Annotated in this window: 11 protein-coding genes and 1 other RNA gene; 7 read left to right on the forward strand and 5 right to left on the reverse strand. The window is 70.0% G+C overall.

What is annotated here, in order from left to right:
- Nucleotides 1–11: 11 nt before the first annotated feature.
- Nucleotides 12–728, reverse strand: a complete 717-nt coding sequence (locus tag ELI80_RS02995) for a DUF8692 domain-containing protein (protein ID WP_136649509.1) — start codon at nt 726–728, stop codon at nt 12–14.
- Between the two features lie 151 nt (nt 729–879).
- On the opposite strand from ELI80_RS02995, the gene rnpB reads away from it, so the two are divergent.
- The 3 genes from rnpB (at nt 880) to ELI80_RS03010 (ending at nt 2,650) form a co-directional block, all read left to right on the forward strand.
- Nucleotides 880–1,276: RNase P RNA component class A (gene rnpB, locus ELI80_RS03000), an RNA gene on the forward strand.
- A 156-nt stretch (nt 1,277–1,432) separates the two neighbouring features.
- Nucleotides 1,433–1,600 carry a 50S ribosomal protein L33 gene (rpmG, locus tag ELI80_RS03005; RefSeq protein ID WP_101752137.1) on the forward strand — a complete coding sequence of 56 codons (168 nt, stop codon included), beginning with the start codon at nt 1,433–1,435 and terminating at the stop codon, nt 1,598–1,600.
- Between the two features lie 150 nt (nt 1,601–1,750).
- Nucleotides 1,751–2,650: an alpha/beta fold hydrolase gene (locus tag ELI80_RS03010; protein ID WP_136649510.1), complete on the forward strand. Its 900-nt coding sequence runs from the start codon at nt 1,751–1,753 to the stop codon at nt 2,648–2,650.
- Here the strand turns inward: ELI80_RS03010 and ELI80_RS03015 are convergent.
- Nucleotides 2,623–3,249 carry an inner membrane-spanning protein YciB gene (locus tag ELI80_RS03015; RefSeq protein ID WP_136649511.1) on the reverse strand — a complete coding sequence of 209 codons (627 nt, stop codon included), beginning with the start codon at nt 3,247–3,249 and terminating at the stop codon, nt 2,623–2,625. The two genes, ELI80_RS03010 and ELI80_RS03015, sit on opposite strands and share 28 nt — an antisense overlap.
- A gap of 87 nt (nt 3,250–3,336) precedes the next feature.
- Nucleotides 3,337–4,515, reverse strand: coding sequence for a DUF1223 domain-containing protein (locus ELI80_RS03020; protein WP_236641306.1), 1,179 nt, complete (start codon nt 4,513–4,515; stop codon nt 3,337–3,339).
- Nucleotides 4,516–4,810: 295 nt separating this feature from the next.
- Between ELI80_RS03020 and acnA the strand changes: the two genes are divergently transcribed.
- A complete protein-coding gene (gene acnA, locus ELI80_RS03025; protein WP_136649513.1) occupies nt 4,811–7,594 on the forward strand; it encodes an aconitate hydratase AcnA in 2,784 nt (927 codons plus the stop codon).
- A 133-nt stretch (nt 7,595–7,727) separates the two neighbouring features.
- Here the strand turns inward: acnA and ggt are convergent, their stop codons facing one another.
- A complete protein-coding gene (ggt, locus tag ELI80_RS03030; protein ID WP_236641297.1) occupies nt 7,728–9,650 on the reverse strand; it encodes a gamma-glutamyltransferase in 1,923 nt (640 codons plus the stop codon).
- A 154-nt stretch (nt 9,651–9,804) separates the two neighbouring features.
- On the opposite strand from ggt, the gene ELI80_RS03035 reads away from it, so the two are divergent.
- Nucleotides 9,805–10,698, forward strand: a complete 894-nt coding sequence (locus ELI80_RS03035) for an ATPase (RefSeq protein ID WP_136649514.1) — start codon at nt 9,805–9,807, stop codon at nt 10,696–10,698.
- Nucleotides 10,698–11,624 carry a homoserine O-succinyltransferase gene (locus tag ELI80_RS03040; protein WP_136649515.1) on the forward strand — a complete coding sequence of 309 codons (927 nt, stop codon included), beginning with the start codon at nt 10,698–10,700 and terminating at the stop codon, nt 11,622–11,624. Before ELI80_RS03035 ends, ELI80_RS03040 begins: the two co-directional genes overlap by 1 nt.
- A 14-nt stretch (nt 11,625–11,638) precedes the next feature.
- Here ELI80_RS03040 and ELI80_RS03045 read toward each other — a convergent pair whose 3' ends face one another.
- Nucleotides 11,639–12,301 carry a hypothetical protein gene (locus tag ELI80_RS03045; protein ID WP_136649516.1) on the reverse strand — a complete coding sequence of 221 codons (663 nt, stop codon included), beginning with the start codon at nt 12,299–12,301 and terminating at the stop codon, nt 11,639–11,641.
- Between the two features lie 127 nt (nt 12,302–12,428).
- Here ELI80_RS03045 and ELI80_RS03050 point away from each other — a divergent pair, with 127 nt between their 5' ends.
- Nucleotides 12,429–13,172 (forward strand): SDR family oxidoreductase, encoded by a 744-nt coding sequence (locus ELI80_RS03050; RefSeq protein ID WP_136649517.1) that lies wholly within the window; start codon nt 12,429–12,431, stop codon nt 13,170–13,172.
- Nucleotides 13,173–13,325 lie beyond the last annotated feature (153 nt).

The raw sequence follows: 13,325 nt of genomic DNA on the forward strand, positions 1-13,325 counted from the left end.
GCCGCGCCGGATCAGCGGAACAGCGTGATGCCGGGCGCCATGCCCGTGTCCGTGCGGTGGCGGGTCAGCGCGAACAGGAACAGGATCACGCCCAGCCCCTCTGCCCCTTCCTCGAGGTTGACGAGCAGCCGGTACGGCCGCGCAAGGACGTCTTCGCCCGCGGCCAGCAGGACCTCGCCGCCGATCGCCTCGACGCCCAGGGCGCCGAACAGGAACACGCCCGCCGCCACCAGCATCATCAGCCGCACCCGCGGCCCGAGCTGCCGCAGAAACGGCACCGCCGCGGCGAGCCCTGCCGCGCAGATGATGGCGGCCGGCATCACCCAGGCGAAATGCAGCCCCCTGACCCCGGAAAGCCGCGTCGAGGCCGCTTCGTGAAAGCTCAGCGCCTCGTCGGCGGACAGCAGGAAGAAGATGCCGCCCAGCAGGACGAACTCGACGCCGGTCACCCGGCTCTGGCCCGCGGCCTTGACGCCCGTATCGACCAGCATGAGGCCGGTAAACGCCAGCAGCAGTTGCGAGAACCAGGTGTAGAAGCTGCGTTCGACGTCGACGTCGAGGAACCAGACGCGGGCCTCGTGATCCAGCCCCAGCGCGTCCTGGAACACGCTCGCCGCCAGAAGGATGCCCCACGCGGCGACAAGCACCGGCAGCCCGGGATGCGCGACGATGGACGGGATGCGCCCGGCATGCGGTCGGACAGGGGAACTCGGAAACAGAAACGCCAACTCGGCCTCCAGACACACGAATGTAACAGACGCATGACAGTAAGACATGGTTTGCGCCCGGACGAAAGCGTTCATTCCGGCAAGCCGCCGCGGATGCCGCCGCCCTGCCGCGCTTGACCGCCGCCGGGCGCCCGCTTATCTGCCCGGGTGCGCGGATGGCCGGATGACCGCGGGCGGCTGGTCCGTTCGAGGAAAGTCCGGGCTCCATGCAGGCACGGTGCCGGGTAACGCCCGGCGGGGGCAACCCCAGGGAAAGCGCCACAGAGAACAGACCGCCGCGCAGCCTATCGCGCGGCAAGGGTGAAACGGTGGGGTAAGAGCCCACCGCGGGACGGGCAACCGGACCGGCAAGGCAAGCCCCACCGGGAGCAATGCCGAATAGGGATCGCGCGCGGGGCTTCGGCCCCGCAGGGCCGCCTGCGCCCCAGCAGATCCGGGTTGGCAGCTAGATCCCGCCGGCAACGGCGGGGCCAGAGGAATGGTCATCCACGGGCAGTCCCGCAAGGGGCGGCCCCGGACAAAACCCGGCTTACAGGCCGTCCGCGCAAATCTCGCCTGCCTGTCCGGCCGAAATCGGGAACGATCCGCGAATGTTCGCGCCGGGGCTGTTGACTCTGTCCTGCGCTTGCGTAAAAGGCGGGCTTCACGGAATTACAGGGTGCCCGACGGATCATGACGGCCGCGCCCGAGCAGGAGCGACGACCATGGCGAAGCCGACCACCATCAAGATCCGCCTGAACTCCAGCGCGGGCACCGGCCACTTCTACGTGACCAAGAAGAACGCGCGCACGATGACCGAGAAGATGACGGTCAACAAGTACGACCCGGTCGTGCGCAAGCACGTCGAATACAAGGAAGGCAAGATCAAGTAAGGTCTGCCGTCCCAGCCGATCCGAAGGCCGCGCCCGGTGCGCGGCCTTCTGCATTTCCGGGCACCTGTCACGCAGCGTTCATCCTGCGGTCACGGGGACGTTGCGGCGGTACGGCATGCTGTCGCCACCGCAATGGACAGGAAGACGGCCATGGCGCTTCACGCCATCAACGCAGGCCAGCCCCTTACCCCCGCGATCCGCGCCGCCGCCGCGGGTCTCGCCCCCGGCGCCCCCGTCGTCGCCATGGTCCACGGCTTCCGCTTCTCGCCCGCCTCGACCCAGCACGACCCCCACCGCCACATCCTGTCGCTGACCCCCACCGCCGGCGAGCGCCGGGCGGTGTCCTGGCCCGCGGGGCTGGGCTTCACGGCCACGGGGGACGAGGGGCTTGCGCTCGCCTTCGGCTGGGAAGCGCGCGGCAAGCTGCGCCATGCCTATGCCCGCGCGGGCGGGGTGGGCGCGGATCTCGCGGCGCTGATCGACGGCGTGGCGGACATCGCCGGCCGCCCCGTCGCCGTGATCGGCCATTCGCTGGGGGCGCGGGTCGCGCTCAGCGCCATGGCGCAGGTGCGGCCGGGCAGCATGGGCCGGGTCGTCCTTCTGGCCGGGGCCGAGTTCCGCGACCGGGCCGAGGCGGCGCTCGCCGCGCCCGGCGGCACCCGGGCCGAGGTCATCAACGTCACCACGCGCGAGAACGACCCGTTCGACTTCGCGATGGAGTTGCTGCTGCGCGGCGGCCTTGGCGCGACGATCGGGCTGGGCCTGTCGGAGCGGGCGCGGAACTGGATCGACCTGCAGATCGACCAGCCCGAGGTGCTCGCGGGGCTTGCCGCGCTCGGCTTCGCCGTCTCGGCCAGGGGATCGCGCGCCTGCCACTGGTCGCCCTACCTGCGCGAGGGGATGTTCGATCTTTACCGCGCGGCGCTGTGCCATCCGTGGTCGCTTCCGCTGCCCCTGATCGCGCGGCACATCCCCGACCGGCAGGCCCCGCGATGGTCGCGGCTGCTGCGGCTCCGCCCGGCTCAGTCGCCGTCCTTGGGAAGGGCGTGACGGGAAAAGAGCCTGCTGTTCGCGATGAAGAACAGGAAGGTGGCGGCGGTCAGGCCGAAGGTCTTGAAGTTCACCCAGGCCTGGTCGGTCAGCACCAGCCCCATGAACCCGCCCGGATCGGTCGCGCGCCGCAGGACCTCGTTCAGCGCCGCCAGCGCGACGAAGAACCAGATCAGCCGGATGGTCAGCGTCCGCCAGCCCTCGTGCGTCAGCGGCAGCGCGCCGCCCATGACCAGTTCCAGCCAGTTGCGCCCGAGCGCGAGGCCGAGCGCCAGCAGCCCCGCGAAGATCGCGTAGATGATCGTGGGCTTCATCTTGAAGAAGCGCGGGTCGTTGAGCCAGATCGACAGCCCGCCGAACACCACCACCAGAACCAGCGTCAGCACCTGCATGACCGACAGCTTCCCCGTCAGCGCCCATTGCGCCAGCGTGCAGACGACCAGCACCGGCACGAACACGAGCGTTGCGCCGACGACGCCGCCATAGTCGTTCCCGCCGAGACTGATGGTGCGTTCCTTGAGCAGCAGGAAGGCCAGGAAGAAGACCACCAGCGGGCCGTATTCCAGCGCCGCCTTCAGGCCCGGATTGATGTTTCGCATCGCGTGTCCTTCCTCGGCCGCGTTCCTGGGGTCAGTCCGCGACCTTGTGGCCCGGACGGCGCGGGCCCGCAAGGCTGCGGCCCGCGGTCAGTCCAGCCGCACCGCGGCAAGGATGGGGCCGGGCAGGTCGCCCTTTCCGGGCAGCGCCTGCTGGGCGATGATCGCGTGCAGCGTGTCGGCGGGCATGTCACCGGCCTTGCCGCCGCCGGGCGACACGGTCAGGCGCAGCGGCGCATGCGCGTCCCAGCGGGTCAGTTCCTGGGTGCCCAGCACCACGTTGGCATAGACGACCGTGCGGCCGCGGTTCTCGCCCGCCCGCACCGTCACTTCGCGCCGCGGCGCATAGCGCACCAGCACGATGCGCACACCGCCCGGAATGGCAGCGCGCGGGGTGAGCTGGATCACGTGGCGGGCGCCGTCGCGGGTCGCCGTGACCATGACCTCTGCCGGGCGGCCCTGATGATCGCCGATCAGCGCCATCAGCTCGGCCGGCCGCACGCTCAGAAGCGTGTCCTGCCCGCCCACGATCATCTGCGGGGTGTAGACGCCCTGCTCGCCCACGGCGCGGGCATAGCCTTCCTGGCGTTCGGTGTTCTGGGGAAGGGCGAACTCGTCGGTCCAGCCCAGGTAATCCCAGTAATCGACGTGCCAGGACAGCGGCAGAACGTCGACGCGCCCGGACAGGTCGGCCAGCAGCCGGTCGGCGGGCGGGCAGGACGAACAGCCCTGCGCGGTGAACAGCTCGATCACCACCGGGTTGGCGTTGAGCGGGTCGGCGTTCAGCGGGTCGGTGTCCGGCTCGTCCAGGGGGCCGGACGGGGATCCCCCCGCAGCGCCGGCATTCGCGCCGTTGCCGAGCAGCGCGGCCGCGCCCCAGCCCTCGGGCGAGGCGCGCCGGGGCGCCGCCGCCGCGTCGCCCGACAGGATGCCGGCAAGGCCCGCGTCCGCGTCCCCGACTACGCCCTCGTCCATCAGCGACATCGCGGCCGCGTCGGAGCCCGACAGCATAGCCGCCCCCTCGGGCGCCTCGATCACGCCAAGATCGCCGTCGTCGGGCGCAACATCGTGGCCGGCGGCCAGCTCCGTCGCTGCGGACGCGTCCGCCGCGACCTCGCCGACCTGCGGCCCGGATGCGGCCAGGTCCTGCGCGAAGCCGGGGCCTGCTGCCAGGCAAGAGGCCAGCGCCGTTGCGGCAAGCGCGGCCTTGAAGCGCGCGGACAGGGCCCAGGCGCGATCCGAAGGAATGTAGGCGGGGTTCGATTGCATACCCACGGAAGTCGTGCCTTCGGGCGCGGATCGCAAATCAACGCTTCGTTAGGGCGCGGCCATCCGCCGGCCCCCGTGCGGCACCGCCACACCGGGGGCGGGCCGCCGCCGCGGGGCCGGGCGAGAACCCATGGTGGCCCGCCCCGCCCCCGGTTGCACCGCCGGACGGGCGGTTGTATACGACCGCATACATTCAGGCCCGACTTGCAGCACCCGGCGATTCCGGGCAATCCGTGGCCAGCGTCATACCAAGCCAGCCGCCAGCCTGCCGGCACCGCCAGAGGGAACAAGCATCATGCCCATTGTCACCGGTTCAGACACCGCCAGGACCCGCCGCGACCTGACCGTCGGCGGCAAGACCGTGTCCTACTATTCGATCCAGGCCGCGACCGAGGCGGGCCTCGGCGACTTCTCGCGGCTTCCCGCTTCGCTCAAGGTCGTTCTGGAGAACATGCTGCGGTTCGAGGATGACGGCCGGACGGTAAGCACCGACGACATCAGGGCCTTCGCCGAATGGGCCGCGAACGCCGGCAACTACCCGCGCGAGATCGCCTATCGGCCGGCGCGCGTGCTGATGCAGGACTTCACCGGCGTTCCGGCGGTGGTGGACCTTGCGGCGATGCGCGACGGGATCGTGGCGCTTGGCGGCGACGCGCAGAAGATCAACCCGCTGAACCCCGTGGACCTCGTGATCGACCACTCGGTCATGGTGGACGAGTTCGGCAACCCCCGCGCCTTCCAGCGCAACGTGGACCTGGAATACGCGCGCAACATGGAACGCTACCAGTTCCTGAAATGGGGCCAGGGCGCGTTCAACAACTTCCGCGTGGTGCCGCCCGGCACGGGCATCTGCCACCAGGTCAACCTTGAATACCTTGCCCAGACCGTCTGGACCGACACCGACCAGACCGGGGCCGAGGTCGCCTATCCCGACACGCTGGTCGGCACCGACAGCCACACGACCATGGTCAACGGCCTCGCCGTCCTCGGCTGGGGCGTCGGCGGGATCGAGGCCGAGGCCGCGATGCTGGGCCAGCCCATTTCCATGCTGATCCCGGAAGTCGTGGGCTTCAAGATCACCGGCGCGCTGCGCGAGGGCGTGACCGCGACCGACCTGGTGCTGAAGGTCGTCAAGATGCTGCGTGACCACAAGGTCGTCGGCAAGTTCGTGGAATTCTACGGCCAGGGCCTCGACAACATGCCGCTGGCCGACCGGGCGACGATCGCCAACATGGCCCCCGAATACGGCGCGACCTGCGGCTTCTTCCCGATCGACGACGAAACACTGCGCTACCTGCGCCAGACCGGCCGCGACGAGGACCGCATCGCGCTGGTCGAGGCTTACGCCAAGGCCAACGGCATGTGGCGCGATGCGGCCTACGAGCCGGTCTATACCTCGACGCTGTCGCTCGACCTGGGCGACGTGGTGCCGGCGATCTCGGGGCCGAAGCGGCCCCAGGACCACGTCGCGCTGGACGCCGCGGCCCAGACCTTCCGCGACTACATCGCCAGCCTGCCGCCCGCGCCGACCGCGCCGGCCGCGCAGAAGGCCAGGATGACGTCCGAGGGCGGCGCCCCCATGCCCGCGCCGGAAGACATTCCCGGTGGCGACCGCGACGGCATGCTGGGCCGCGCCGCCGTCGAGGGACGGGACTTCACCCTGCGCGACGGATCGGTCGTGATCGCGGCGATCACGTCCTGCACCAACACGTCGAACCCCTATGTGCTGATGGCGGCGGGGCTTGTGGCGAAGAAGGCCAACGAACTGGGACTGACCCGCAAGCCGTGGGTCAAGACTTCGCTCGCGCCCGGGTCGCAGGTCGTGGCCGAATACCTGGAAGCCGCGGGGCTGCAGAGCGAACTCGACGCGCTGGGCTTCAACCTCGTCGGCTTCGGCTGCACCACCTGCATCGGCAACTCCGGCCCGCTGGAGCCCGAAATCTCGAAGGCCATCAACGACAACGACCTGGTCGCCGTGTCGGTCCTGTCGGGCAACCGCAACTTCGAGGGCCGGATCTCGCCCGACGTGCGCGCGAACTATCTCGCCAGCCCGCCGCTGGTCGTGGCCTACGCGATCGCGGGCGACATGAACATCGACATCACGCGCGAGCCGATCGGCACGTCGAAGGACGGCAACCCGGTCTATCTGAAGGACATCTGGCCGTCTTCGCGCGAGGTGGCGGAACTGGTCGAGAAGATCGTCACCCGCGAGATGTTCCAGACCAAGTATGCCGACGTCTTCAAGGGCGACGAGCGCTGGCAGGCGGTGGGAACGACCGACAGCGAGACCTACGACTGGCCGGCGGCGTCGACCTATATCCAGAACCCGCCCTACTTCCAGGGCATGCCGCGCGAGGCGGGCGTCATCAGCGACATCAGGGACGCGCGCGTGCTGGCGATCCTCGGCGACATGATCACGACCGACCACATCAGCCCCGCAGGCTCGTTCAAGCCGACCACCCCGGCCGGGCAGTACCTGACCGAGCGCCAGGTCGCGCCCGCCGACTTCAACAGCTACGGCTCGCGCCGCGGCAACCACGAGGTCATGATGCGCGGCACCTTCGCCAACATCCGCATCAAGAACGAGATGCTGGACGGCGTCGAGGGCGGCTACACCAAGGGCCCGGACGGCGGCCAGACGTCGATCTACGACGCGGCGATGGCGTGGAAGGACATGGGCGTTCCGCTGGTCGTCGTGGGGGGCGTGGAATACGGCGCGGGGTCGAGCCGCGACTGGGCGGCCAAGGGCACGAACCTGCTGGGCGTCAAGGCCGTGATCGCGGAATCGTTCGAGCGCATCCACCGCTCGAACCTCGTCGGCATGGGCGTGATCCCGTTCGAGTTCACCGGCGGGGACAACCGCAAGTCGCTGGGGCTGACCGGCGACGAGGTGATCTCGATCGACGGGCTGGCGGGCGATTTCAAGCCGCTGTCGCTGGTCCCGGCGACGATCCGCTTCGCCGACGGCACCGTGAAGACGGTACAGCTGAAGGCCCGCGTCGATACCGAGGTCGAGATCGAATACCTGCAGAACGGCGGCGTGCTGCACTACGTGCTGCGCAACCTCGCCCGCGCCTGATCGGCAGGCCATCGGATCGGCCACCGGATCGGCAGGCTACCCGATCGGCAGGGCCCTGCATCGGCAGACCGTAGAAGAAACGAACCCCCGGCCTTTCGGCCGGGGGTTTTTCCTTGGGGCGGGGCGGGTCGCCTCAGCCGCCGATCGCGATCCCCTCGCGCCGGGGATCGGCGCCGCCTTCCAGCCCGTCGGGCGTGATGACGATGCCGTGGAGACCGGACGTCAGCGTCGCCTCGTCGACTTCGAAGCCCATGTCGGCCAGCGCGGCGGCGAGTTCCGGGGCGCGGCCCTCCTCCACCTCCATCGTGCCGAAGCGGTTGACGAGATGGGGCGCATCCAGCGCCTGCTGCACGTTCATGCCCCAGTCCAGCTGCGCGATCAGCGCGCGGGCGACGTAGCCGATGATCCGGCTGCCGCCCGGCGAGCCGATGGTCATCACGGGCTTGCCGTCCTTCAGCACGATGGTGGGCGACATCGACGACCGCGGGCGCTTGCCGGGCGCGACGGCGTTGGCGATGGCGTAGCCGTCGTTGTCATGCGTCTCGAACGAGAAGTCGGTGAGTTCGTTGTTGAGCAGGAACCCCGCCGCCATCATCCGCGACCCGAACCCGTTCTCGATCGTCGTCGTCATCGACATGACGTTGCCGTAACGGTCCACGATCGAGATGTGCGACGTCGAGGGCAGTTCGAGCGCGCTGTCCTGCCCCCAGTTCAGGGCGTGGGTCCAGCCCGGCGTGCCCGCGCTGACCTCGGGCAGGCTGTCGTCGCCGGCAAGAAGCTTGCCCCGCTCGGCCAGATAGCCGGGATCGACCAGCCCGGACGTCGGCACCGGGACGAAGTCCGGGTCGGCCATGTAGCGGCCCCGGTCGGCGAAGGCCAGGCGCGAGGCGTCCCCGATCAGCCGCCAGCTTTCCGGGTTCTCGGCCCCCAGCGACGCAAGATCGTAGCCGCCGAGCATCCCCAGGATCTGCCCCACCGTCAGCCCGCCGGACGACGGCGGCCCCATGCCGCAGACGTCGTGGGCGCGGTATTCGACGCAGACCGGCGCCCGCTCGATCACCCGGTAGCCCGCAAGGTCGTCCATCGACAGCGTGCCCGGGTTGTCGGTGGCGCCCCGCACCGCCGCGACGATCGCGCGGGCCGTGTCGCCGCGGTAGAACGCATCCGCGCCACCCTGCGCCAGCTGCCGCAGTGTCTCGGCATAGGCCGGGTTCTTCAGCTGCGATCCCGCGGCGATCGGCTGCCCGCCGGGGAAGAAATAGTCGGTGGTCGACGGATAGCGCTTGAGGTCGTCGCCTTCGTCCGCCACCAGCTTCGCGAGCTTGGGCGAGACGGTGAAGCCTTCGTCCGCCAGCCGGATCGGGTCATCGAACAGCGCGGCCCAGTTCATCCGGCCCCAGCGGCGATGCGCCTCCTCCATCAGGCGCGGCGTGCCGGGCGTGCCGACCGAGCGGCCGCCGACGACGGCGTCCATGAACTCCAGCGGCTCGCCCTTGTCGTCGAGGAAGAGCTGCGGCGTGGCCCCGCGCGGCGCGGTCTCGCGCGCGTCAAGCGTGGTCACCTGCCCGCTTTCCGCGTCGTACCAGACGACGAACGATCCGCCGCCGAGCCCCGAGCTTTCCGGCTCGACGAGGCCGAGGACGCTCTGCACCGCGACCATCGCGTCGGCGGCGCTGCCGCCCGCGCCCAGGATCTTCGCGCCCGCCTCGACCGCGAGCGGGTTTGCGGCGGCGACCATCCAGTCCTTGCCGGTGGAGGGGCGTCCCTCGGCCTTTGCGGTCATCGCGGCTTTCGCGGCATCCGACAGGGGACCGAACGCGTCGAGCGGCGGGGCAACGGTGGCGGCGTCGGCGACCGCGGGCGCGGGCGCGTCGCTCGCCGGTGCGGTTGCCGCGGGTTCGGACGTTGCCGGCGCGGGCGCTGCCGCCGATGCCGGCGGGGTTTCCGGCGCTGCCGTCGCCTCTGGCGCCACCGTCGCCTCTGGCGCCGTCGTCGTCTGGGCGAACGCCGCCGCGGTGCTTCCCAGCAGGATGGCGGTCATCAATCCGTAACGCATCCGGTCTTCCTCCTCTCGTGATCGAATGGGGAAACCATGCGGCCCCGCGCCCGGTCGCGCAACCGTTATCGCCGACCGCGCGACCGGCCGGGGCTCTAGCCAACCGCGCGGCCGCGGCTTACCTAGGCGTCCATCGCACGAACGGGGACGGCCGATGATCCATGACTCGGGACGGGACTGGCGCAACGCAAGCGCGCGCCGCGTCATGCTTTTCGGCATGTCGGGCCTCGGCAAGACCCACATCGCGTCGATGCTGCGGCGGTCGGGCGACTGGTTCCACTACAGCGTCGACTATCGCATCGGCACCCGCTACATGGGCGAGCTGATCGCCGACGACTTCATGCGCCACGCCATGCAGGTGCCGCTGCTGCGCGAGCTGCTGCTGACGGATTCGGTTCGGATCGAATCGAACATCACCTTCGACAACCTCGCGCCGCTCTCGACCTATCTGGGCAAGCCCGGCGACCCCGCGCGCGGGGGGCTTGAGTTCGACGACTACATGCGCCGGCAGAACCAGCACCGCGCGGCCGAGATCGCGGCGATGCTCGACAGCGCGCATTTCGTCGAGCGCGCGCAGGCGATCTATGGCTATCCGCATTTCGTCTGCGACACCTCCGGGTCGATCTGCGAGGTCGTGGACCCGGACGATCCCGCCGACCCGGTGATGACGGCGCTGTCGGGGCTGCTGCTGCCGGTGTGGATCGAGGGAAGCGCGGCGCACACGGCCGAGCTGGTGCGCCGTTTCGACCGCGCGCCGAAGCCGATGTACTACCAGCCCGCGTTTCTGCGCGCCGCCTGGGCCGACTACGGGCGCGAGCATCCCGGCCCCGTCGATCCCGATGGCTTCATCCGCTGGGTCTATGCGCGCGCGCTGGCGCACCGCCAGCCGCGCTATGCCGCGATGGCCCGGCACGGCGTCACCGTGGCCGCCGACGACATCGCGCGGGTGGAAACGCCCGGTGACTTCATCGACCTGATCGCCGACGCGATCGACGCGCGCGCCTGCGCCGCGCAACCGCTTCACCTGCAAGCCAAGGGAACCGCCTGATGCCGATCACCCTGCCCGAAGACCTGCCCGCCTACGACATCCTGTCGCGCGAGGGCGTCATGGTCATGTCGCCGGGGCGGGCGGCGACGCAGGACATCCGCCCGCTCCGGATCGCGCTTCTCAACCTGATGCCGAAGAAGATCCAGACCGAGAACCAGTTCGCCCGGCTGATCGGCGCGACGCCCCTGCAGATCGACCTGTCGCTGATCCGCATGTCGGACCATGAAAGCCGCAACACCGCGGCCGACCACCTCGCGTCGTTCTACCGGCCCTTCGCCGAGGTCGCGGCCTCGGGCGAGCGCTTCGACGGGCTGATCGTCACCGGCGCCCCGGTCGAGCACCTGCCGTTCGAGGAGGTCACCTACTGGGACGAGCTGCGCCGCGTCTTCGACTGGTCGCGCAGCCACGTCCATTCCAGCTTCGGCGTCTGCTGGGGCGGCATGGCGATGGGGTGGCATTTCCACGGGCTGCCCAAGCACATGCTGGACCGCAAGGCCTTCGGCTGCTTCCGGCACGACAACCTGCAGCCCGCCTCGCCCTTCGTGCGGGGCTTTTCCGACGAAGTGCTGGTGCCCGTGAGCCGCTGGACCGAGGTGCGCCAGTCCGACGTGGACGCGCGTCCCGAGCTCACGACGCTGCTGTCATCGCCCGCCGTGGGCCCGTGCCTGCTGGAAGATCGCGCGGCCCGGACGCTCTACATCTTCAACCACCTGGAATACGATTCCGGCACGCTGAAGGAGGAATACGACCGCGACGTCGAGGCGGGAAAGCAGATCGACGTGCCCGCGAACTACTACCCCGACGACGATCCGCGCCTGTGCCCGTCGAACCTGTGGCGCGCGCACGCGCACCTGCTTTACGGCAGCTGGATCAACGAGATCTACCAGACGACGCCCTTTGACCTGCGCGACATCGGCGCGCGCTGAGGCGGACGGCGGCGTCAGTAGGTCGAGAAGCTGACGCCCAGGAAGGTTTCCCTTTCGGTGGGTTTGTGCCCCAGCCGGATCGACAGGCCGGTCTTGCGGATGGGCGCGGACAGCATGACGGCGGGGACGGTGTCCCCCTCGTCGTCGTCATAGACCGACAGCTGCCCGCCGAGGCCCGTCTTCAGATGCGTCAGCCCGGCCACAGCGAGCCTGGCCTGCGCGATGCTGTTGTAGTCGGCCATCAGGTAAAGGCCCACGCGGTCATAGGACTTCCACCGCTCGGCCTGCAGCCGCACCCCCGCCCGAGCGGCCTTGCAGTCGTCCGCCATGTCGTCGCACCAGCGATAGCGGTAGTCCATGACCTCGTGGACGCCGATCTTCTCGACCTTGAGGCCCGTCCCGGCACGCAGCTTCCACGGCGCCCCCTCGTCGCCCACGGCCCAGGTCCGCAGCAGCGAGACGGCCAGCCACGCCTCGTCGCCGTCCTTGCCCGCGACCAGACCGTAGACCTGCCGCCCGCGCTCGGCGTTCGCGACCAGCAGCGCCCCGTCCTTCGACAGGTCGAACTGCGTCCACGTGCCGTCCCCCGCCGCAGCGCGAAGCGGCAGGATGAGAAGCGCGACAAGGATGAGGACGAGTTGACGCACGCGGAGCCCCGGCTTTCCTGCGCCCATCATGCCGGGCCAAGTCCTTAGAAATGGTTAACGCGGCCGAGAGATGGTTGCGGCCGGCGCGGCGCGCGATCGCGCTTGCCTCGGGCGTGACCCGGCCTAGGATCGCGCCGCATCAACAAGGGGGAAGACCATGGACCTGACGACGACCCGCGCAATCGTGACCGGCGGCGCATCCGGCCTTGGCGCAGCGACGGCGCAGCACTTCCGCGACATCGGGGCGCAGGTCACGATCCTGGACCGCGACCCGGCGGGCGAGGCGTTCGCCGACTCGATCGGGGCGGGCTTCGCGCAGACCGACGTGACCGATGAGGGCAGCGTCGCCGCCGCCGTCGCCCGCGCGGTGGATCAGATGGGCGGGATCGACGCCTGTGTGAACTGCGCGGGCATCGCCATCGGCGAAAAGACGGTGGGCCGCGACGGGCCGCACAAGCTCGACACCTTCCGCCGCGTGATCGACATCAACCTGGTCGGCAGCTTCAACGTGCTGCGGCTCGCCGCCGCGGAAATGGCGCGCAACGGGCGCGAGGAGAATGGCGTGATCGTCAACACCGCCTCGGTCGCCGCGTTCGACGGACAGGCCGGACAGGCGGCCTATGGCGCGTCCAAGGCGGGGATCGCCGGCATGACCCTGCCGATCGCGCGCGACCTTGCCCGGTCGGGGATCCGCGTCTGCGCCATCGCGCCCGGCATCTTCGGAACGCCCATGCTGCGCGGCCTGCCCCAGGACGTGCAGGACAGCCTGGCCGCCGAGGTGACCTTCCCAAAGCGGCTGGGCCAGCCCGAGGAATACGCCCGCCTCGCCGCCTTCATCGTCAGCTGCGGCTACCTGAACGGCGAGACGATACGGCTGGACGGCGCGCTGCGGATGCGCTGAGCGGCAGTTTCCGGTGGACAGGGATCGGGCAGGCGCACCCTGCCCGACGGGCCCTGGCCCGGTCCGGCCGGGTCACGCGAGAGCGGATTTGCAACAACCGAAAACGTGACGTAGCGTGGCGCGGATGCCTGAACTCCCACTCGGCGCGCCGAC

This window comes from Paracoccus aeridis (assembly GCF_004923205.2).
Classification (GTDB): Bacteria; Pseudomonadota; Alphaproteobacteria; order Rhodobacterales; family Rhodobacteraceae; genus Paracoccus; species Paracoccus aeridis.

Bases quoted from the DNA above. Each gene is read 5' to 3' on its own strand.
- rpmG (WP_101752137.1), top strand. From the start codon at position 1,433: ATGGCGAAGCCGACCACCATCAAGATCCGCCTGAACTCCAGCGCGGGC.
- ELI80_RS03010 (WP_136649510.1), top strand. From the start codon at position 1,751: ATGGCGCTTCACGCCATCAACGCAGGCCAGCCCCTTACCCCCGCGATC.
- ELI80_RS03015 (WP_136649511.1), bottom strand. From the start codon at position 3,249: ATGCGAAACATCAATCCGGGCCTGAAGGCGGCGCTGGAATACGGCCCG.
- ELI80_RS03020 (WP_236641306.1), bottom strand. From the start codon at position 4,515: ATGCAATCGAACCCCGCCTACATTCCTTCGGATCGCGCCTGGGCCCTG.
- acnA (WP_136649513.1), top strand. From the start codon at position 4,811: ATGCCCATTGTCACCGGTTCAGACACCGCCAGGACCCGCCGCGACCTG.
- ggt (WP_236641297.1), bottom strand. From the start codon at position 9,650: ATGCGTTACGGATTGATGACCGCCATCCTGCTGGGAAGCACCGCGGCG.
- ELI80_RS03035 (WP_136649514.1), top strand. From the start codon at position 9,805: ATGATCCATGACTCGGGACGGGACTGGCGCAACGCAAGCGCGCGCCGC.
- ELI80_RS03040 (WP_136649515.1), top strand. From the start codon at position 10,698: ATGCCGATCACCCTGCCCGAAGACCTGCCCGCCTACGACATCCTGTCG.
- ELI80_RS03045 (WP_136649516.1), bottom strand. From the start codon at position 12,301: ATGATGGGCGCAGGAAAGCCGGGGCTCCGCGTGCGTCAACTCGTCCTC.
- ELI80_RS03050 (WP_136649517.1), top strand. From the start codon at position 12,429: ATGGACCTGACGACGACCCGCGCAATCGTGACCGGCGGCGCATCCGGC.